At 33.0% G+C, this 22,423-nt stretch carries 22 protein-coding genes; 20 read left to right on the forward strand and 2 right to left on the reverse strand.

Going from position 1 to position 22,423, the window contains the following annotated elements; translation table 11 throughout:
- Nucleotides 1-44: 44 nt before the first annotated feature.
- Nucleotides 45-1,316, reverse strand: a complete 1,272-nt coding sequence (locus JX000_RS05660; protein ID WP_206140987.1) for a replication-associated recombination protein A — start codon at nt 1,314-1,316, stop codon at nt 45-47.
- Between the two features lie 83 nt (nt 1,317-1,399).
- Between JX000_RS05660 and cymR the strand changes: the two genes are divergently transcribed.
- Together cymR and JX000_RS05670 are read left to right on the forward strand one after the other, a co-directional pair.
- Nucleotides 1,400-1,822: a cysteine metabolism transcriptional regulator CymR gene (gene cymR / locus JX000_RS05665; protein WP_002451814.1), complete on the forward strand. Its 423-nt coding sequence runs from the start codon at nt 1,400-1,402 to the stop codon at nt 1,820-1,822.
- Nucleotides 1,823-2,269: 447 nt separating this feature from the next.
- Nucleotides 2,270-2,419 carry an SAS049 family protein gene (locus JX000_RS05670; protein WP_124227801.1) on the forward strand — a complete coding sequence of 50 codons (150 nt, stop codon included), beginning with the start codon at nt 2,270-2,272 and terminating at the stop codon, nt 2,417-2,419.
- Nucleotides 2,420-2,524: 105 nt separating this feature from the next.
- Here the strand turns inward: JX000_RS05670 and JX000_RS05675 are convergent, their stop codons facing one another.
- Nucleotides 2,525-3,523, reverse strand: a complete 999-nt coding sequence (locus tag JX000_RS05675; protein WP_124227800.1) for an LLM class flavin-dependent oxidoreductase — start codon at nt 3,521-3,523, stop codon at nt 2,525-2,527.
- 261 nt (nt 3,524-3,784) lie between these two features.
- Between JX000_RS05675 and JX000_RS05680 the strand changes: the two genes are divergently transcribed.
- The 18 genes from JX000_RS05680 to pxpA all read left to right on the forward strand — a co-directional run bounded on the left by JX000_RS05680 (nt 3,785) and on the right by pxpA (nt 22,417).
- Nucleotides 3,785-4,924, forward strand: coding sequence for a cysteine desulfurase family protein (locus tag JX000_RS05680; protein WP_124227799.1), 1,140 nt, complete (start codon nt 3,785-3,787; stop codon nt 4,922-4,924).
- Between the two features lie 2 nt (nt 4,925-4,926).
- On the forward strand, nt 4,927-6,045 hold the full coding sequence (gene mnmA, locus JX000_RS05685) for a tRNA 2-thiouridine(34) synthase MnmA (RefSeq protein ID WP_002451818.1): 1,119 nt from the start codon (nt 4,927-4,929) through the stop codon (nt 6,043-6,045).
- A 228-nt stretch (nt 6,046-6,273) separates the two neighbouring features.
- A complete protein-coding gene (locus JX000_RS05690) occupies nt 6,274-6,942 on the forward strand; it encodes a tetratricopeptide repeat protein (protein WP_124227798.1) in 669 nt (222 codons plus the stop codon).
- A 4-nt stretch (nt 6,943-6,946) separates the two neighbouring features.
- A complete protein-coding gene (gene recD2, locus JX000_RS05695; RefSeq protein WP_206140988.1) occupies nt 6,947-9,418 on the forward strand; it encodes an SF1B family DNA helicase RecD2 in 2,472 nt (823 codons plus the stop codon).
- A gap of 372 nt (nt 9,419-9,790) precedes the next feature.
- Nucleotides 9,791-12,421: an alanine--tRNA ligase gene (gene alaS / locus JX000_RS05700; RefSeq protein WP_206140989.1), complete on the forward strand. Its 2,631-nt coding sequence runs from the start codon at nt 9,791-9,793 to the stop codon at nt 12,419-12,421.
- A gap of 61 nt (nt 12,422-12,482) precedes the next feature.
- On the forward strand, nt 12,483-12,743 hold the full coding sequence (locus JX000_RS05705; protein ID WP_002451822.1) for an IreB family regulatory phosphoprotein: 261 nt from the start codon (nt 12,483-12,485) through the stop codon (nt 12,741-12,743).
- 6 nt (nt 12,744-12,749) lie between these two features.
- Nucleotides 12,750-13,178, forward strand: coding sequence for a Holliday junction resolvase RuvX (gene ruvX, locus JX000_RS05710; protein ID WP_075778391.1), 429 nt, complete (start codon nt 12,750-12,752; stop codon nt 13,176-13,178).
- Between the two features lie 12 nt (nt 13,179-13,190).
- Nucleotides 13,191-13,499 (forward strand): DUF1292 domain-containing protein, encoded by a 309-nt coding sequence (locus tag JX000_RS05715; RefSeq protein ID WP_002466733.1) that lies wholly within the window; start codon nt 13,191-13,193, stop codon nt 13,497-13,499.
- Between the two features lie 326 nt (nt 13,500-13,825).
- A complete protein-coding gene (locus JX000_RS05720; RefSeq protein WP_481906496.1) occupies nt 13,826-14,464 on the forward strand; it encodes an O-methyltransferase in 639 nt (212 codons plus the stop codon).
- A 2-nt stretch (nt 14,465-14,466) separates the two neighbouring features.
- The gene (locus JX000_RS05725; protein ID WP_065428320.1) at nt 14,467-15,390 is read left to right on the forward strand and encodes a peptidase U32 family protein; all 924 of its coding nucleotides are present in this window, start codon (nt 14,467-14,469) and stop codon (nt 15,388-15,390) included.
- 11 nt (nt 15,391-15,401) lie between these two features.
- Nucleotides 15,402-16,670, forward strand: a complete 1,269-nt coding sequence (locus JX000_RS05730) for a peptidase U32 family protein (protein ID WP_049424289.1) — start codon at nt 15,402-15,404, stop codon at nt 16,668-16,670.
- Nucleotides 16,670-17,293: a uridine kinase gene (udk, locus tag JX000_RS05735; protein WP_002451828.1), complete on the forward strand. Its 624-nt coding sequence runs from the start codon at nt 16,670-16,672 to the stop codon at nt 17,291-17,293. Before JX000_RS05730 ends, udk begins: the two co-directional genes overlap by 1 nt.
- Nucleotides 17,294-17,319: 26 nt before the next feature.
- Nucleotides 17,320-17,796 carry a transcription elongation factor GreA gene (greA, locus tag JX000_RS05740; protein WP_002451829.1) on the forward strand — a complete coding sequence of 159 codons (477 nt, stop codon included), beginning with the start codon at nt 17,320-17,322 and terminating at the stop codon, nt 17,794-17,796.
- Between the two features lie 318 nt (nt 17,797-18,114).
- Nucleotides 18,115-18,846 carry a 5-oxoprolinase subunit PxpB gene (gene pxpB, locus JX000_RS05745; RefSeq protein ID WP_124224706.1) on the forward strand — a complete coding sequence of 244 codons (732 nt, stop codon included), beginning with the start codon at nt 18,115-18,117 and terminating at the stop codon, nt 18,844-18,846.
- Nucleotides 18,836-19,840: a 5-oxoprolinase subunit C family protein gene (locus JX000_RS05750; protein WP_049424295.1), complete on the forward strand. Its 1,005-nt coding sequence runs from the start codon at nt 18,836-18,838 to the stop codon at nt 19,838-19,840. The genes pxpB and JX000_RS05750 overlap by 11 nt, the downstream gene beginning before the upstream one ends.
- A 3-nt stretch (nt 19,841-19,843) precedes the next feature.
- Nucleotides 19,844-20,290, forward strand: a complete 447-nt coding sequence (locus JX000_RS05755) for an acetyl-CoA carboxylase biotin carboxyl carrier protein (protein WP_002451832.1) — start codon at nt 19,844-19,846, stop codon at nt 20,288-20,290.
- 13 nt (nt 20,291-20,303) lie between these two features.
- The gene (locus JX000_RS05760) at nt 20,304-21,665 is read left to right on the forward strand and encodes an acetyl-CoA carboxylase biotin carboxylase subunit (protein WP_206140991.1); all 1,362 of its coding nucleotides are present in this window, start codon (nt 20,304-20,306) and stop codon (nt 21,663-21,665) included.
- Nucleotides 21,665-22,417, forward strand: a complete 753-nt coding sequence (gene pxpA, locus JX000_RS05765) for a 5-oxoprolinase subunit PxpA (RefSeq protein ID WP_002451834.1) — start codon at nt 21,665-21,667, stop codon at nt 22,415-22,417. Before JX000_RS05760 ends, pxpA begins: the two co-directional genes overlap by 1 nt.
- Nucleotides 22,418-22,423 lie beyond the last annotated feature (6 nt).

The raw sequence follows: 22,423 nt of genomic DNA on the forward strand, positions 1-22,423 counted from the left end.
TGTCTATAATGTAATGACTACATTTAGGCAAACTATCTTTTGACTTATTGAGACTTATTCAATAAATTCTCATAAATGGTTTTAAATTGTTGTTCACTTTTAGAGGTCGTTTTAGGTTCATAATAAATACGATTTTTAAGTATATCAGGTAAGTATTGTTGAACTACATGGCCATTTTCATAATTATGTGGATATTTATAACCAATAGCTCGGCCTAATTCTTTCGCACCAGCATAATGACCATCTTTTAAATAGTCAGGTATTTGTCCTACTTTGCCTTGTCTAATGTCACTTAAAGCTTTATCGATAGCTGAAATGCCTGAATTGGATTTAGGTGATAAGCACAATTCAATTACTGCTTGGCTTAATGGGATTCTTGCTTCAGGAAAACCTAATCTTTCAGCTGATTGAATAGCTGCTAATGTGCGTTGTCCAGCATTAGGTGAAGCTAAACCTACATCTTCATAGCTAATAACGAGTAAACGTCTGACTATTGTAGGCAAATCACCAGCTTCTATCAATCTGGCTAGATAATGCAATGCCGCATTGACATCACTACCTCGTATAGACTTTTGAAATGCACTCATCACATCATAGTGCATATCTCCATCTTTATCGCTAACGAAAGCGCCTTTTTGCAAGCAATCTTTCGCATCTTGCAACGTAATATGACGTTGTCCATCTTCTTCAGTTGCACTTAAAACAGCAAGTTCTAAGGCATTTAGTGCACTTCTAACATCACCTTGACTTTGAGTTGAGAAATAGGTCATAGCATCATCATCAACTTCAGGTGTATATGATTTAAGACCACGCTGATCGTCTTCTAAAGCGCGATTTAGTGCTAATCTAATATCGTTATCATCGAGTGGATACAATTCAAAGATTTGAGTTCTTGAACGAATTGCCGGATTAATTGCATGATAAGGATTAGAAGTGGTTGCACCTATTAAGACAATTTTTCCATTTTCCAAATGGGGCAATAAAAAGTCTTGTTTCGCTTTATCTAATCGGTGAATTTCATCTAATAACAAGATGACTTGTCCAGACATTTTTGCTTCATCGACAACCATTTGCATATCTTTTTTGGTATTTGTTACAGCATTGAGTTGTCTAAATTTATATTGAGTACTACCAGCAATAGCTTTAGCAATACTTGTTTTACCTATTCCAGGTGGTCCATAAAATATCATTGAGGACAATCTTTTAGTATCTACCATTCTTCTAATAATACCTGTTGGTCCAACCAAATGTTGTTGTGAAATGATTTCATCAATATTAATTGGTCTCATCCTTGACGCTAAAGGTTCAGTATTCACATTTGTCACACCTTTCTAATATTATCTTAACGCAAAAAATGATAGAATGGGAATATATAATTCGAATTAAGTGAGGTTATACAATGAAAATATCAACAAAAGGGAGATATGGCTTAACTTTAATGATTTCTCTTGCTAAAAGAGAAGGCCAGGGTTGCGTATCATTAAAAACAATAGCCGAAGAAAATAATTTAAGTGATTTATATTTAGAACAACTTGTTGGACCCTTAAGAAATGCTGGATTAATTCGAAGCGTTCGAGGCGCAAAGGGTGGGTACCAATTAAGATTGCCTGCTGAAGAAATTACAGCTGGTGATATTATCAGATTATTAGAAGGACCTATTACCTTCGTAGAAAGTATAGAGTCAGAACCACCTGCACAAAAACAATTATGGTTAAGAATGAGAGACGCAGTCAGAGACGTACTCGACAAAACAACACTACAATACCTTGCAGAATACAAAGAAACAGACCAAAACCTAGACGGATACATGTTTTATATATAGGGACCCTTCATAGAGGTTTTCGAAAAGAAAACCTACAAACAATGCAAGAAGGGCAAGGGACCCAGCAAATAGAAATTGGGAATCCAATTTCAACAAGCAATGCAGGAAAGGCAAGTGCCCTTTAAAGAGGTTTAAATCCTAATAACTATAAATTTAATAAAAAATATGGATTAATTTCCATATTTTTTATTTATTAGCATATCATCTAAAGCTCTGCTATCAAGCTTTTGAATAGTGCTGTGAACAAATCTTAAATTGTATTTTATTTAAAATTTCCTAATTTTATTTGATTGATATGTTTAGTTCCTTGACCAAGTGGTATGAATAGAATATACATCATAACAATTGTTGAATTAATCTTATTCACATGGCAATTGATGTAATAAAGTTAAAATTTAAGTTTTAACAAATACAATTTAGTTTTAAATTTGAAAGGAGCTTATATTTATGGGATTCATGGATAAAGCGAAAGATGCAGCAGAAAAATTCAAAAACAGTGATAACGAGCAAGTAAACAAAGCTAAAGATTCAATTAACGAGTACACTGATACTGGTAAAGGCGACAAAGATAAAAAAGAAGATAAAGACGATAAATAATCGTATTCTTATAAGTAATGAGGTAGTGCAATAGCGCTACCTTTTTTTGTATATAAAAAGAACTGAAACGTTAATTTCACGTTTCAGTCTAATATATCAATTCAATTATATTGAATCGATAATGTGTTTAAATTTTTGATATGACTCATGTTGTTTTTGTTGATCATATATATAGCTCACACCCATAATTTCATCGATATCGCCATAATAATCAATAAAAGCTTTAATTTTTTGCTTAACTGTACTTTCAGAGCCGATCATTGATGAGTTGATTCGTTGTTTCGCCATGTCCAATTCCCTTGGTGTTAACACTTGATCTAATTTATCTGTTGGTGGTTGAACAGGTTGCATTTTACCTCTAGTAATACTAACCATAACTTGAGCCATTGAACTTGCTAAATATTCGGCTTCTTCATCTGTGTCTGCAACGATAACATTTAATCCTATAATAACATAAGGTTCACTTAGAAACTTTGATGGTTCAAATAAATCTTTATATATTTGTATCGCATCTTTCATTTGTTGTGGCGCAAAATGCCCAGCAAAAACATATGGCAAACCTCTTCTAGCAGCAACATGTGCCGAATCAGTGGAAGAACCTAATATATATAAAGGTACTTGTTTATCCACAGCTGGATAGGCACGAACATAACTTTGTTGATTTGCTGGTCCGAAATATTGTTGTAATTGATCTACTTCATCTGGAAATTGATAAACACCATTATGTTGGTCTCTGCGCAATGCACTTGCTGTCATCATATCTGTACCTGGTGCTCTGCCTAAACCTAAATCTACGCGGTTAGGAAATAAAGTAGCCATTGTACCAAATTGTTCCGCTACTATAAGAGGCGCATGATTGGGTAACATTATTCCTCCAGATCCGACTTTAATCGTTTTTGTATGTTCTAAAGTATGTTGAATTAATAATGCAGTCGCAGAGCTTACTAAATTAGGCGCATTATGGTGCTCAGCAATCCAGTACCTTTCATATCCTACTTGTTCTAAATATTGTGCTAAATCAATCATATCATGTAAAGCGTCGCTATCCTCTTGTCCTTCTCTAATAGGTACTAAATTTAATGCAGATACTTTAAGTTTATTCATATCAATTATTCCTCCATAGTAAAAATAGTATATGAAGTATAACAACGATTAGCAGAAATCAATATTAAATTGCTCATTACACAGAACAATATTACTAATTAAATTAAGAGAAAATAATAGTTAGATTTATAATTCATATTATCAACTATAACAATATAATGTTAAAATTATACTAACTATTTTTGTCAAACAGATAGGTAGAAAAATACGTTTCTAGGTGCTATTATAGGAACATTGATAATTTTGTGAGGAGTGTCAAACATGGAAGTTTATGCTGATTATGCTGCCACAACCCCAGTTAAATCTGAAGTTGTAGAGGCGATGATGGATATATATCAATCTCATTATGGTAACCCATCTTCAATTCATTCAATTGGAAGAGACGCACGTAAATATTTAGATGAATCACGCAGAACTGTAGCCAAATGTTTAGGAGCTAAACCATCTGAAGTCATATTTACAAGTGGTGCTACAGAATCTAACAACACTGCCATTAAAGGTTTAGTTAAAGCTAATGAACATATTGGCAATCATTTAATCACTACTAAAATAGAACATCATTCTGTATTACATGTGTTTGAGCAATTAGAACGTGAAGGTTATGATGTAACATACTTAGATGTAGATGATACGGGTGCCATTGATTTAGATCAATTAGAAGAAGTTATTACAGAAAAAACAATTCTTGTATCTATCATGTTTGTGAACAATGAGGTTGGTACAGTTCAACAAATGTATGATATTGAAGATATCGTTACCTCAACGAATGCATTATTCCATGTTGATGCAGTACAAGCCATTGGTCATTTAGATATAGATTTTGATGATTTTAAATTTGACACTATGAGCGTGACTGGTCATAAATTTGGCGGTCCTAAAGGCATCGGTGCATTACTAGTAAGAGAAAATACACCAATACAATTTACTCAACTTGGTGGTGAACAAGAAACAAAACGTCGAGCAGGAACAGAAAATTTAGCCCAGATTGTTGGTTTTGCTAAGGCGATTGAGTTAGCACAACAACATAGGGATGATAATAATATCCATTTAATGAATTTAAAAGAATTATTTTTAGTGAGTTTGCAAGAACGTGCCATTCCATTTGAGCTTAATGGTTCAATGGTTGATACAACCGGCCACATCATAAATTTATACTTTCCCTTTATTGATGTGGAAACAATGCTAACACTGCTCGATTTAAGTCAAATTTATGTGTCTTCAGGTTCTGCTTGCACAGCAGGGTCAACGACACCTTCACATGTATTAGCAGCTATGTATGAAGACGAAGAAAGAGCGAAACATTCAGTGAGATTTAGTTTTAATGAAATGACTACAGAGCACGAAGTTAAATATATAGTCGCAGAAATTCATAAAATATATCATAAATTTAAGGAGGAATAATCGTGACGAATCAAGATACACGTGTAGTCGTTGGTATGTCAGGTGGTGTCGATAGTTCAGTAACAGCATATCTATTAAAAGAACAAGGCTATGACGTGATTGGCATCTTCATGAAAAATTGGGATGATACTGATGAAAATGGCGTTTGTACAGCTACTGAAGATTATAATGACGTTATAGCTGTTTGTAACCAAATTGGCATTCCATATTACGCAGTTAATTTCGAACAAGAATATTGGGATAAAGTATTTACTTACTTTCTAGATGAATATAAAAAAGGGCGTACACCAAACCCTGATGTAATGTGTAATAAAGAAATTAAATTTAAAGCATTCTTAGAACATGCTTTAAAGTTAGGTGCTGATTACGTAGCAACAGGACATTATGCACGTATTAGAAGACATGAAGACGGTCATGTTGAAATGTTGCGAGGTATTGATAACAATAAAGATCAAACATATTTTTTAAATCAACTTTCACAACAGCAACTTTCTAAAGTCATGTTCCCAATCGGTGATATTGATAAAAAACGTGTTCGTGAAATAGCAGAAGAACAAGATTTAGCTACAGCTAAGAAAAAAGATTCAACAGGCATTTGTTTTATAGGCGAAAGAAACTTCAAGACATTTTTATCTCAATATCTCCCAGCTCAATCAGGTGATATGATAACACTTGATGGTAAAAAAATGGGTGTGCATAGTGGCTTAATGTATTACACAATCGGCCAAAGACATGGTTTAGGTATTGGTGGAGATGGCGACCCGTGGTTTGTAGTCGGTAAAAATTTAGAAGACAATGTATTGTATGTTGAACAAGGATTCCATCATGATGCATTATATAGTGACTATTTAATTGCGTCAGATGTATCGTTTGTTAATGAACAAGATGTTGATTTAGATAAAGGTTTTTATTGCACTGCTAAATTTAGATATCGACAAAAAGATACTAAAGTTTTTGTTCAAAGAGAAGATAATGAAGCAATAAGAGTAACATTTGATGAACCGGTTAGAGCGATTACACCTGGTCAAGCAGTTGTTTTTTATAATGAAGAGGTTTGCCTTGGTGGCGCAACAATCGATGATGTTTATAAAAATTCTGGTCAGTTAAGTTATGTAGTATAAAATTTTGCCGTTAATTCATGGATATGGTCTTAGGATTAACGGCATTTTTTATTTTTTAAATGAAACATCTATAAACAAAAAGCATATACTTTACTTAGTTTGCTTTTAAAAATTAATACATATCATGATAAAATATAATTAAACTAATTTTGAACGATAATCCTCTGTTTTAAATAAGAAAGAATCAAAAGTGATTCAACAAAGATATAAGGAGTTGTCTAAGAAAATATGATTGATCAAAAAACCATATACCAATTTATTAAAGAAGGTCAATTAGAAGAAGCGTTGAAGGCTTTATTTGATAATATTGAAGAAGATCCAACAATTACAGAAAATTATATCAATGCTGGAATTGTATTAGCTGATGCAGGTGAAATAGAAAAATCTGAACGTTTTTTTCAAAAAGCTATTACAATCGATCCGGAAAATGGGGCCATTTATTATAATTTAGGAAATGTCTATTATAATCAAGATAGATTTAAAGAAGCGATTAAATTATATCAACAAGCTATGAAATACAATATAGAACCAGTTGATTGCAATTACATGATAGGTATGTCTTTCAATCAATTAAATGCCCATAAAGAAGCGTTACCATTTTTAATGACCGCTTCAGAAAAAGATCAAAATCAGGATACAGAAGTTCAGTTTCAATACGGATTAGTATTATGTCAATTAGAAATGTTTGATCAAGCTATTAAACAATTAAAAATAGTACTATCTATCGATTCAAACCATGTTGACGCAATATATAACTTAGGACTTGCTACATATATGAAAAATGAAGACGTAGATGAAGCAATCGAATATTTCAACCAAGCAATTGAAATTGATTCAGGTCATTTATTGAGTCAACACGCATTAAAAACGTTTACAGCAATTAAAGAAGAGGAGTAATACTATGACTGACCCTACACTATTTGATTATTCAATGATTAAAGGCACTGTCGAAGCTATTTTATTTCAAAATAGTGATAATTTTTATACTGTTTTAAAAGTGGATACGATTGAGACAAATGAATCATTTGATACGATGCCAACAGTTGTAGGGTTTCTTCCAAATGTAGTTGAAGGGGACGTTTATACATTTAAGGGTCAAACAGTAGAACATCCACGTTATGGAAAACAATTAAAGGCAGAAACATTTGAAAAGGAATTACCACAAACTAAGGATGCAATCATCAGTTATTTATCCAGCGACTTATTTAAAGGAATTGGTAAAAAAACTGCGCAAAATATAGTGAATACTTTAGGAGAAAATGCAATAAATGATATATTAAATGACGCGAGTGTACTTGAAAAAGTACCAAGTTTACCTAAAAAGAAACAAAAGCAAATCGCTGAACAAATCGCATCTAATCAAGAATCTGAGAAAGTGATGATACGACTACATGATTTAGGCTTTGGTCCTAAATTGGCAAGTTCAATTTATCAATATTACGGTGCAGAAACGTTAGATGTTCTCGATAAAAATCCATATCAGCTTGTATATGACATCAAAGGGATCGGTTTTAATAAAGCAGACCATCTAGCACAAAAAATTGGTATCCAATTTGATGCACCTGAGCGAATTAAAGCAGGTTTGCTTTTTACATTAGAAGAAGAATGCATTAAACAAGGTCATACATATATTCCACATGATCAAATTATTGAAGCAACTTACAACGTATTAACTCAAAATAGTAACCATGATGATAATCAAATTAAACATGAACAACTTCAAACAATGTTGCAAGAATTAAATGAAGAAAAAAGAATCATAGTTGCTAATGAAAAAGTTTCGATACCAAGTTTATATTATTCAGAATTGAAAAGTGTTCAAAATTTGTATCGCATCAAAACGCATACAAACAAATTGAAAGATATAGAACAATCTGATTTACAAATTCATATTGGCGAAATAGAAACAAATAATGAAGTAAGTTATGCAGAATCTCAAAAAGAAGCCTTACAAACAGCGATTAATTCTAAAGTAATGCTATTGACTGGTGGTCCTGGTACAGGTAAAACCACTGTGATTAAAGGCATTGTTGAATTATATGCAGAAGTTCATGGTATTTCCTTAGATTATGATGATTATCAAGAAGATGATTATCCTGTTGTATTAGCAGCACCAACAGGTCGTGCATCAAAACGATTACAAGAGTCAACTGGATTAGAGGCCATGACGATACATCGTCTGATTGGTTGGAATCAAGACACACAACCAGAAGATATATTGGACAATGAAATTAATGCATGTCTCATCATCATTGATGAGATGTCCATGGTAGATACTTGGCTATTTCACCAATTTTTAAGTGCCGTGCCATTGGATGCTCAAATTATTCTAGTGGGTGATGAAGACCAATTGCCTTCAGTTGGTCCTGGTCAGGTGTTCAAAGATTTAATTGATTCTAAAACGATTCCAAGAGTAAATTTAACAGAAGTTTATCGACAACAAGATGGCTCTAGTATTATTGAATTAGCCCATCGAATGAAACTTGGTCAACCTATTGATATAACACAACGATTTCATGATCGAAGTTTTATTAATTGCGGTACAGATCAAATTCCTATTGTTGTTGAGAAAGTAGTAAATAGTGCTGTTAATAAAGGATATGATATGAGCGATATCCAAGTGCTAGCCCCAATGTATAAAGGGAATGCAGGTATTAAACGATTAAACCAAATATTACAAACCATCTTAAATCCAAAAGAAAAAGATACTAGAGAAATTGAGTTTGGAGATGTTGTATTTAGAAAAGGCGATAAAGTATTACAGTTAGTTAACCGTCCGAATGATAATATATTTAACGGAGATATTGGTGTGATTGTCGGTATATTTTGGGCTAAAGAAAATGCTTTAAATAAAGATGTCTTAGTAGTGGATTTCGAAGGTAATGAAATCACATTTACACGTCAAGATTTACTCGAATTAACACATGCATATTGTACTTCTATCCATAAATCACAAGGTTCAGAGTTTCCGATTGTGATTATGCCTATAGTTAAACAATATTTTAGAATGTTACAGCGTCCTATTTTATATACAGGATTAACACGTGCGAAGCAATCATTAGTATTATTAGGTGATCCACAGGCATTTGATATCGGATTGAATACCAATGGACAAAAGAGGTTAACACAACTGTATGATTTATTTAGCCAATACTTTAAAGAAAGTAAAATTGAAGACAATGAGAATGCAGAACTTCAAGACCAACATCAAGATACTCAAGTTGTACACTTTGAAGATAAGATAAATATTGATAATGATTCAAATACGTCTAATGCATCAATGACTATTGAATTATCTGAAGAAACAATCTATCAAATTGACCCTATGATAAATATGGGAGAAATATCACCATATGACTTTGCTAATCGTTGACAATTAAAACCAATAAAATTAAAATAAAGTTAAGTTCGCATAAAGATGAGTAGACATTTTTAATTTTAAGAGATGTACTGGTTGGTGAAAAGTACAATTAAAATTGTTGAACGCTACTTTGTGTCAATTTAATCATGAGACTAAAGTGATAAGAAACGGTTAGCATCATATAATTCTGGTTTTGAATTATCAAATTGCTATTTTCTATAAATGCAGTGTTGATTCTAACCCAACATCTTATAACTAGGGTGGTACCGCGACAACGTTCGTCCCTTTTTGAGGATGAGCGTTTTTTGTTTACTTTTAAACAATAAAAACAGTTATACATTATTTGCTATTAGCTCATAAATGAAATTCAGGGAGTGTAAGTGGATGAAAAATTTAAAAGCAAGTGAAATCAGACAAAAGTATTTAGACTTCTTCGTTGAAAAAGGACATATGGTTGAACCATCAGCACCATTAGTACCTATCGATGATGATAGTTTGTTATGGATTAACTCAGGTGTCGCAACGTTAAAAAAATATTTTGATGGTAGAGAAACACCTAAAAAACCAAGAATTGTTAACTCACAAAAAGCGATTCGTACAAATGATATTGAAAATGTTGGTTTTACCGCTAGACACCATACTTTCTTTGAAATGTTAGGTAATTTCTCTATTGGTGACTATTTTAAAAATGAAGCCATTGAATTTGCATGGGAATTCTTAACAAGTGACAAGTGGATGGGAATGGAACCAGAAAAATTATATGTGACGATTCACCCAGAAGATATAGAAGCATATAAAATTTGGAATGAAAAAATCGGCTTAGAAGAAAGTCGCATTATTAGAATAGAAGGAAATTTCTGGGATATCGGTGAAGGACCTTCAGGACCAAATACAGAAATATTCTATGATCGTGGTGAAGACTTCGGCAAAGATGATCCAGAAGAAGAGATGTATCCTGGTGGCGAGAATGAACGCTATTTAGAAGTTTGGAATCTAGTGTTCAGTGAATTTAATCATAATAAAGACCACTCATATACACCATTGCCTAATAAAAACATTGATACTGGCATGGGATTAGAACGTATGACGTCTATCTCGCAAAATGTACGTACTAACTATGAAACAGATTTATTTATGCCAATTATCAATGAAGTTGAACAAGTTTCTGGTAAAAATTACTTACAAAATAATGATCAAGATGTAGCATTTAAAGTTATCGCCGATCACATTAGAACGATTTCATTTGCGATTGCTGATGGTGCTTTACCTGCTAATGAAGGACGCGGATATGTATTACGTCGTTTATTAAGAAGAGCAGTTCGTTTCAGTCAATCATTAGGTATCAATGAACCATTTATGTATAAATTAGTTGATATTGTTGCAGAAATTATGGAACCATATTATCCAAACGTGAAAGAGAAAAGCGATTTCATTAAACGTGTAATCAAGTCCGAAGAAGAAAGATTCCATGAAACTCTTGAAGAAGGCTTATCAATTTTAAATGGCTTCATTAGTCAAGCTAAAGAAGGAAATCAAGAAATCAATGGTAAAGATGCGTTTAAACTTTATGATACGTATGGTTTCCCAATCGAACTTACTGAAGAATTAGCAACTCAAGAAGGATTAACAGTTGATATGACAACCTTTGAAACAGAGATGCAACAACAACGTGACAGAGCGCGCCAAGCACGTCAAAACTCACAATCAATGCAAGTTCAAAGTGAAGTATTAAAGAACATTACTACAGAAAGTCATTTTGTTGGTTATGATACAACTGACTATCAAACAGAATTGATTCATTTAATTCAAAATGGTGAAGAAGTTGATAAAGCAGATGCTGGAGAAACGATTTACTTTATGCTTAAAGATACACCGTTTTACGCAGTAAGTGGTGGACAAGTTGCTGATAAAGGTATAGTTAGCAATGACCATTTTGAAATTGCTGTAACTGAGGTAACTAAAGCGCCAAATGGACAAAATCTACACAAAGGTACAGTACAATTTGGTCAAGTAAATAAAGGATCCGAAGTAGATGCCAGTGTCAATAAAGACGAACGTCGTTCTATCCAAAAAAATCATAGTGCAACACACTTATTACATGCAGCATTAAAAGAAGTTCTAGGCGAGCATGTTAATCAAGCTGGTTCATTAGTTGAACCTAATCGTTTGAGATTTGACTTCTCACACTTTGGACAAATGACTCAAGATGAAATCAATCAAGTTGAAAGACGTGTTAATGAAGAGATTTGGAGAGGTATTGATGTTCGAATTCAAGAAATGAATATTGATGAAGCAAAAGCAATGGGTGCAATGGCTTTATTCGGCGAAAAATACGGCGATGTTGTAAGAGTAGTCAATATGGCTCCATTTTCTATTGAATTATGTGGTGGTATTCACGTAGAGAACACAGCAGAAATCGGGTTATTCAAAATAGTAAGTGAATCTGGTACTGGTGCTGGAGTGAGACGTATTGAAGCCTTAACTGGTAAAGCTGCATTCTTGTATTTAGAACATATTCAAGAACAATTTAATTTAGTTAAAGACTTAGTAAAAGTCAAAACTGACGATCAAGTTGTAGATAAAATTACACAAATTCAAGATGAAGAAAAATCTTTAATCAAACAACTCGAGCAAAGAGATAAAGAAATCACATCACTTAAAATGGGCAATATCGAAGACCAAGTTGAAACAATTAATGGTTTAAAAGTACTAGCAACAGAAGTAGATGTGCCAAACGCTAAAGCGATTCGCTCAACAATGGATGACTTTAAGTCAAAATTACAAGATACAGTGATTATTCTTGCAAGTAATGTAGATGACAAAGTATCTATCATCGCGACAGTACCTAAAGATCAGACAGACAAAATCAAAGCTGGTGACATCATTAAAAATATGGCACCAATTGTAGGTGGTAAAGGTGGTGGCCGTCCAGATATGGCACAAGGTGGCGGTACACAACCAGAGAACATCACAGAATCATTACGCTTAATTAAAGATTACATTAAAAATATATAATTTAATCAGAACTTCGTGTAGAATAAAATAGAATCAATTTATGAATTGAAGGAGTGACGAGATGGAAAACTTTGATAAAACAATGAAATTCAAATATGAAGATATTCCAGAAGAAGATGTCAAATCAGTATTAGAAAATGTCCACCGAACTTTAGAAGAAAGAGGCTATAATGCCGTTAATCAAATCGTAGGATATCTACTATCTGGTGATCCGGCCTATATTCCACGTCAAAATGAAGCTAGAAATCAAATACGTCACATTGACAGAGATGTGATTATGGAAGAACTTGTTTCAAATTATTTATCTGAGTCTAAAGAATAACCATATATGTTAAAACATAAAATACTCGGATTAGACGTTGGTAGTAAAACTGTAGGTATAGCGATTAGTGATTTAATGGGTTGGACTGCTCAAGGTTTAGACACACTCCGTATCGATGAAAATAATAATGAATTAGGTATCGAGCAACTCGCAGAAATCATTAAGCAACATGGTGTTGGTACAGTAGTTATTGGATTACCTAAAAACATGAACAATTCTATTGGATTTCGTGGAGAAGCTTCGTTACAATACAAAGAGAAACTACAAGAAGCGTTACCATCTATTGAAATTATTATGTGGGACGAGCGATTAAGCACAATGGCTGCTGAAAAGTCATTACTTGAAGCAGATGTTTCAAGACAAAAAAGAAAAAAAGTAATAGATAAGATGGCTGCAGTATTTATATTACAAGGCTATTTGGATTCTATTTCATAAAGGAGAAATAAAATGACTGAACATAATCACGATACAGAATTAAATATTAATAATGAAGAGGAACTTTTAACATTATATGATGAAGAAGGTAATGAAGTACTTTATCGTAAAATGCTTGAATTTTATCACCCTGAATTTAAAAAAGAATATGTTGTGTTAGCTGAAGAAGGTGCACAAACTGATGAAGATGATATGATTGAACTAGTTCCAATGATTAATGAACCTGACGAATCAGGAGACGGTGGTAAATTAGTTCCTATCGAAACAGACGAAGAATGGGATATGATTGAAGAAGTAGTTAATACTGAAATTGATGAATAAGTATTAGAATAATAAATTAAAACATACGCCTTATGTGAAGACATCAATATGTCAAAGCATAAGGCGTTTTTAACATGAATAGCTATATTGTAAAATTTTAACTTTGCGTTGTATCATTAAGATTTATACTTATAATCCCAATGAAATTATGGTAAAATATTTAGAGTTAAATATTATAGCCATCGTTTTAATATACAGCGATTATATATTTGTGCGTTGTTATAATCAGTCAAATTCATTGATTTGTACATTAAATCAATACATAGGCTGATTTATTTTTATTGTCTAATAAACTTATAGTTATTTTACACAAAGGAAGTCGTTTTATAATGGATACAAATCATTCATATATTCTCAATTTACATAAAACTAATGACAATCATATAGAAGCCTTAAGAGAATATGCTGTTAATCATCAAGTGCCTATCGTCGATCGTAATACGCTAGAAATGATTAAACAAATTATTCGTATAAACCATACAACTCGTATTCTTGAAATTGGTACAGCAATTGGATATAGTGCCATGCAATTCGCTTCGGTATCTGATGATATTCTTGTAACTACAATCGAAAGAAACTCAGAAATGATTAGTCAAGCTAAATCTAATATTTCAGATAACCATTATTCTGATCAGATACGTCTACTTGAGGGAGATGCTTTAGAGCAATTCGATAAAATTAAAGATCAAACATTTGATATGCTATTCATTGATGCAGCAAAAGCAAAATCAAAGAAATTTTTTGAGTTATACACACCACTACTTAGAGAAGGTGGCATTGTTATTACTGATAATGTCCTTTATCATGGATTTGTTTCAGATATAGATATTGTTAGATCAAGAAACGTACGCCAAATGGTAAAAAAAGTTCAACAATTCAATGAATGGTTAATGCAACAAGAAGGATATACGACAAACTTTTTAAATATGGATGATGGATTAGCAATTTCAATAAAAGGAGAATGACTATGCCAGAATTACTAGTTACTCCTAAGTCACTAACACATATGGAAACACTAATAGACATAGGTGCGGATGCATTTGTTATTGGTGAACAAAAATTTGGTTTACGACTTCCAGGAGAATTTAATCGTGAAGATATGACAAAAGCTGTTACGTTAGCACATAATAATCACAAAAAAGTCTACGCTGCAGTGAATGGTTTATTCCATAATTATCATTTAGCAGCATTAGAAGATTATATTCAATTTTTACATGAAATACAGGTAGATAGAATTATATTTGGTGATCCAGCTGTTGTGATGTATGTTAAGCAACAGACAAATCCAATACCATTACATTGGGATGCTGAAACATTAGTGACTAACTATTTCCAATGTAATTATTGGGGGAAAAAGGGTGCATCTAGAGCAGTTTTAGCAAGAGAATTAAGTCTAGAAGAAATTATCAATATCAAATCGCATGCCGACGTTGAGATAGAAGTTCAAGTGCACGGTATGTCTTGCATGTTTCAATCTAAAAGAATGTTACTAGGTAATTATTACACATTCCAAGATAGACAAATGAAAATTCAACGTAGTGATAATCAAAATGATTTATTACTATATGATGAAGAACGTGAAAATAAATATCCAGTATTTGAAGATTACAATGGTACGCATATTATGTCTCCAAATGACATATGCCTAATTGAGGAATTAGAACCATTTTTTGAAGCAGGCATTGATGCATTTAAAATAGATGGCATTTTACAAACAGAAGAATATATTAATATTGTCACACAACAATATCGTGAAGCCATTGATCTTTATAATGAAGACCCTGAAACATACGAAGATGAAAAATTTATGCTAGTAGACCCAATCGAAGAGATTCAACCAGAACATCGTCCATTTGATGAAGGTTTCTTATTTAAGCATACGGTATATTAGGAGGCTGAATCATGAAAACAATAGAAGACATAAAAGGTGCTTCAAAAACTAAAATGAAGAAGCCAGAATTACTTGCTCCAGCTGGTAACTTAGAAAAATTAAAAATTGCAGTACATTATGGCGCAGATGCAGTATTTTTAGGCGGCCAAGAATATGGTTTAAGATCAAATGCTGATAATTTTACTATGGAAGAAATAGCTGAAGGTGTAGAATTTTCAAATCGATATGGTGCAAAGATCTATGTTACAACCAATATTATCGCACATGATGATAATATGGATGGTTTAGATGAATATTTAATTAACCTTGAAGCTACAGGTGCTACAGGGATTATAGTTGCCGACCCACTTATTATTGAAACATGTAAAAAAGTAGCGCCTAAGTTAGAAATTCACTTATCTACACAACAGTCATTATCTAACTACAAAGCAGTAGAGTTTTGGAAAGAAGAAGGCCTTGACCGTGTTGTTTTAGCACGTGAAACAGGTGCAATGGAAATGAAAGAGATGAAAGAAAAAGTAGATATTGAAATAGAAGCGTTTATTCATGGTGCTATGTGTATTGCGTACTCAGGAAGATGTACATTGAGTAATCATATGACTGCACGTGATTCTAATAGAGGTGGATGTTGCCAAAGTTGTCGTTGGGATTATGATTTATTACAAGTAGACGAAGATGGTGAATTAGATTTATTTTATGAAGATGGTGAAGTAGTTCCGTTTGCCATGAGTCCTAAAGATTTAAAATTAATCGAATCAATTCCACAAATGATGGACTTAGGTATCGATTCATTAAAAATAGAAGGTCGAATGAAATCAATTCATTATATTGCAACAGTTGTTTCTGTATATCGTAAAGTCATTGATGCTTATGCTGAAGACCCAGAACATTTCACTATTAATCCAGAATGGTTAATCGAACTAGATAAATGTGCAAATAGAGATACAGCACCTGCCTTTTTTGAAGGTACACCAGGTTATGAAGAGCAAATGTTTGGAGAACAACAATCTAAAAAATCACCATATGATTTTTGTGGTCTAGTATTAGATTATGATGAAGAAACACAAATTGCTACGATACAACAAAGAAATAATTTTAAGCCAGGTCAAGAAATTGAATTCTTTGGACCTGAAATAGAAAGCTTTAAACAAATTGTAGATACAATTTATGATGAAGAAGGTAATCAACTTGATGCCGCACGTCATCCATTGCAAATTGTACAAATTAAAGTCGATCGTCCAATCTTTGCGAACAACATGATGAGAAAGGAAATCGGGTAATGACACAAACGACGATTATAGGTATTGCTGGAGGCTCTGGTTCTGGTAAAACAACTGTCACAAATGAAATTATGAAAAATCTTGAAGGTCATAGTATTGCATTATTAGCACAAGACTATTATTATAAAGACCAATCACATTTAACTTTTGAAGAGCGTTTGGAGACAAATTATGATCATCCATTTGCATTTGATAACGATTTGTTAATTCAAAATCTAAAAGATTTACGAAATGGTAAAGCCGTTGAAGTACCAACTTATGATTATGCAAGTCATACTAGAAGTGAACGAACAATTGCATTTGAACCTAAAGATGTTATCATCGTAGAAGGTATCTTCGCTTTAGAAAACAAGACGTTACGTGATATGATGGATGTTAAAATATATGTCGATACGGATGCAGATTTAAGAATATTACGTCGATTGAAAAGAGACACTCATGAACGTGGACGATCTATGGACTCAGTTATCAATCAATACTTAAATGTGGTGCGCCCTATGCACGAACAATTTATTGAACCAACTAAGAAACATGCTGACATCATTATTCCAGAAGGTGGCAGTAACAAGGTAGCCATTGATATCATGACTACAAAGATTCAATCTTTAGTTAGTAAACAATAGTATTAAAAGTAAAGGAAGATGACATAATGGAAAATCAAAAACAGTATCCAATGACACAAGAAGGATTCGAAAAGTTAGAACAAGAATTAGAAGAATTAAAAACAGTTAAAAGACCAGAAGTGGTAGAAAAAATTAAGGTTGCACGTTCATTTGGTGACTTATCTGAGAACTCCGAATATGATGCAGCTAAAGATGAGCAAGGTTTTATTGAGCAAGATATACAACGTATTGAACATATGATTAGAAACGCTTTAATCATCGAAGATACTGGCGACAATAATACAGTTCAAATTGGTAAAACTGTAACTTTTGTAGAGTTACCAGGTGATGAAGAAGAAAGTTATCAGATTGTAGGTTCTGCTGAAGCAGACGCTTTCAAAGGTAAAATTTCAAATGAATCTCCAATGGCATCAGCATTAATTGGTAAATCATTAGATGATGAAGTTCGTGTACCATTACCAAATGGTGGCGAAATGAACGTTAAAATTGTTGATATTAAATAATTATAAGTATTGCAGGCATTGTTATCTTACAATGCCTGTTTTTTTAATAGAAAGAATTCCTAAGCTATATTTCGATTTTAGTATGAGCAATAGAAAATGACACAATAAATAGCGACAAATGAAATTGATTATGATTAAATAGAATATAGAAAATTTTGTATAAATTGTTTTATTGTTGAAACGAGCAAATTTTTGTGTATCATGACAAATTGGTTATTAACAATAATTCGAATTACTTATTAAACATATATACAATGAAAATGATACAATAGAATGGTACAACAACTAAGTCCTATAAAAAGGGGAGGAATTGGTAAGTTGGAAACAAGATTGATTAATGAACAATCACTAATGATTTATTTTGAAAATGAAATTAGTGAAAATACATATGAAAAAGTTAATAAGACAGTACAATATATTCAGAATCAAAAGCACAAGGATATTATTGATATTGTCCCGTCTTACAGAGCCATTCTAATCACATTCGATAATATGAATATCGATGGCACTGAATTAATTGAAAATTTAGAACTCAGTCAAATTTCAGACACAAAACTTAATAATCAAAATCAACGTAAGATAATTACCATACCAGTTGTATATGGTGGAGATTTTGGTCCAGATTTAGATGAAGTTGCGTCTTACAATAATTTGTCAAAAGACGAAGTGATAGATATACACACACAACAAGCTTATTTGATTTATATGCTAGGCTTTATGCCAGGTTTCCCATATTTAGGTGGATTAGATAAGCGCATTCATACACCACGTCGTTCTGAACCAAGAGTTAAGATTGACGCTGGCTCAGTAGGTATTGCTAATAATCAAACAGGCTTATATCCATTAGATTCGCCTGGAGGTTGGCAAATCATTGGACGAACACCATTAAAAGTTTTTGATTTAAACAGAGATCCAATGACGATTTATGAGGCTGGTGATTACATGCAATTTAAGGCAATAACACAAGATGAATATGACCAAATTGTATCAGATATTAATAATGAACATTTTGACATAGATAAGTGGGTGACTTACGAAAATGAGTATTAAAATTTTGAAACCAGGTTTATTTACTACGGTTCAAGATATTGGTCGTAAAGGTTATATGAACGTTGGGTTTTCAGAGGCAGGTGCACTTGATCTAAATCATTATCAAATTGCATCTCATCTCATTGGTAATGATGGCCCAGCACTGGAATTTACAATTATTGGCCCATCGATTCAGTTTCTAAAAGAGAATTCATTTACCATTGCAGGTGGTCGTTTCAATGCGTTACTCAATGGTGAAGCTATTGAATCTCAAATTATATACGGTGTGAAGCCAGGTGATATATTAGAGATTGGTAATGCCATAAAAGGTGCTAGAGGGTATATTACCTTTGGACAACCTTTAGATATACCAATCATTGCAGACAGTTATTCAACACACACAAGAAGTAATATGGGTGGTTATAAAGGTCGATCATTGAAGAAAGATGATATTATTCAAACAAATGATGACCCTTCGTATAAGAATAACATTGGGCGTGCATCACAAATTAATCTTGCCAATAAAGATAATGTGATACACATCATTGAAGGACCACAGATTGAATCATTCTCTCAAGATGCTAAAGCAAAGTTAACAGATAATGAATATGTTATTTCAGAGATGTCTGATCGTATGGGTTTCCGTCTTAAAGGAGAAAATATTGCACCTGAAGAAAGTGCAGATATCATTTCAGAGCCTGTAGCATTAGGTAGTATTCAAGTACCGAATGATGGTAACCCTATCATTTTACTAAATGATAAACAGACTGTTGGTGGTTATACAAAAATTGCTACGGTTACACAATTAGGATTAAGTCAATTAGTCCAATTTCAACCAGGAGAATCTATTCGATTTAAGTGGATATCTGTAGAAGATGCTATAAATGAATCAAAGCAATTTAATAAACAATTCCAAGAAGAATTAAAAAAAATAAAAAGTCAGCCGCTATATGACATGAAAAGTATGAGAAGAACATCTAGAAAATTAGCGAATCTGATGAAAGGAGAATTTTAACAAATGAATACCAAAAAAATAGAAGAGATTATTAAATTAGTAAAAGCAAATGATGTTAAAAAATTTAAATATAAAGATTTTGAGAATGAAATAGAGTTAGATTTCACAGAAGGTCAAGTTATTTCACAAGCGCCTTCCGTTTCACAAGGTCCAAGCAGTACTTCAAATAATAATGCTCAACAAGATTCTCAAAGTACTGATACTCAAAATGAAGAGAATGCTATTAAATCACCTATGGTTGGCACGTTCTTTTTACAAGATAGTAAAGAATTAACTGAACCACAAATTAAAGTTGGAGACAAAATTGAAAAAGGTGACGTTATAGGTTTTATTGAGGCAATGAAAGTAATGAATGAAGTGACGAGTGATATTGCTGGAGAAGTGGCTAATATTGCTGTAGAACATGGTACAAATGTTGAATATGACCAAGTATTAGTGACTTTGAAGTAAGGAGGCTTACATAATGTATCGATGTTTAATTGCAAACAGAGGGGAAATTGCTGTAAGGATTATTCGTGCCTGTAGAGAAATGGGTATCGAAACCGTAGCAATTTATGCTAAAGGAGATGAAGATAGTCTCCATGTAGGGTTAGCAGATCAAGCTATATGTATTGGTGAAGCAAACCCTCTTGATAGCTATTTAAATATTCCAAGAATAATTGGAGCCGCTGAGGTAAGTGGTGCAAACGCTATACACCCAGGGTATGGTTTTTTATCAGAATCAACTTCATTTGCTGAAGCTGTTGAAGATAATAATATTCATTTTATAGGACCTAATAAAACTACTATGGAAATGATGGGAGATAAAATAACAGCTAGACAAACAGTAGATGGCGCTGGTGTACCAGTGATACCTGGATCTACCGACGAAGTAAAATCAGTAGAGGAAATTGAAGAACTTGCTAAAGATATCGGTTTTCCTGTCGTATTAAAAGCCGCTAGTGGTGGCGGTGGAAAAGGTATACGAATTGTTAAAGAACCAGAACAATTAGCTAAGGCATTTAAAGAAGCAAAAAGTGAAGGTCAAAAATATTTCAACGATGATCGTGTATATGTTGAAGCATTTATACCAGTAGCCAAACATGTTGAAGTACAAATTATTGGCGATGGTAAAGATAACTTTGTGCATTTAGGTGAACGTGACTGCTCAGTACAAAGAAAGAATCAAAAATTAATTGAAGAATCTCCATGTGCCGCACTTACGGAAGAAAGACGAGCACGAATTTGTGAAGATGCAGTTAAAGTAGCAAAAGCATCACAGTACAGAAGTGCAGGAACAATTGAATTTTTAGTTACTGAAGATGCACATTATTTTATTGAAATGAATGCTAGAATTCAAGTCGAACATACAGTAACCGAAATGCGTGCGGATAGAGATTTATTAGTCGCACAACTATATTTACTACAACATGATGAGTTACCGTTTAAACAAGAAGATATCCAATTTAATGGTCACGTCATTGAAGCTAGAATAAATGCTGAAAATCCGGAAAAACAATTCCAACCTACACCAGGTAAAGTTAACGGTTTGCATCTACCACAAGGTTTTAATGTAAGAGTAGATTCACTTCTTTATCCAGGCTATAAGGTTTCACCTTACTATGACTCATTAGTAGCCAAAGTAATTGTTAAAGGGTCAGATAGAAGTAGTGCAATCCAAAAATTAAAAGTGACGTTAGATGAAATGGTTATTGATGGCTTTACAACGACAGCGGATTTCCTATATGCAGTACTCAATTATCCTGCTTATGCCGATGGAGATGCCAGAAATGTTGATATAAAATTCCTTGAAAAACATCAAATTATTAAAGGGGTGACTTTATAATGCAAGTCGATTTAAATTGTGACTTAGGTGAAGCATTTGGTAACTATTCTTTTGGTGGAGATAAAGACATACTACCATTAATCACATCAGCCAATATCGCGTGTGGATTTCATGCTGGAGATGCCAATGTGATGAACGAAACAATACAATTAGCAAAAAAACACAACATAGGCATTGGTGCACATCCTGGATTACCTGATCTACAAGGTTTTGGTCGCCGTAAATTAGATATGTCACCTGAAGAAATATATAACATCGTAGTTTACCAACTTGGGGCGCTAAATGGCTTTTGTCAAATTCATGATGTGAAGATGAATCATGTAAAACCACATGGGGCACTGTATCAAATGGGTGCCAAAGATAAGACGATTGCAAGTGCAATTGCACAAGCAGTATATGACTTTGATAAAACATTGGTATTTGTTGGTTTAGCTAATACATTACTCATTTCAGAAGCTGAAAAAATAGGTTTAAAAACTGCATCTGAGGTTTTTGCTGATCGTCGATATGAAGATGACGGACAACTCGTTAGTCGTAAAGAACCTGATGCTGTAATATCCGACTCTGAGGAAGCATTAAATCAAGTTATTAAAATGGTAACAGAAAATAAAGTTGTATCTAAAAACAATAAAGAAATCACACTTCAAGCAGATACGATATGTGTACACGGTGACGGCGCACATGCATTAGAATTTGTAACTAAAATTAGGGAAAAATTAACGAAAGAAGGCATTGATATTCAATCCTTATAGGGGGTT

The organism is Staphylococcus sp. SB1-57 (assembly GCF_017086425.1).
Lineage (GTDB): Bacteria > Bacillota > Bacilli > Staphylococcales > Staphylococcaceae > Staphylococcus > Staphylococcus warneri_A.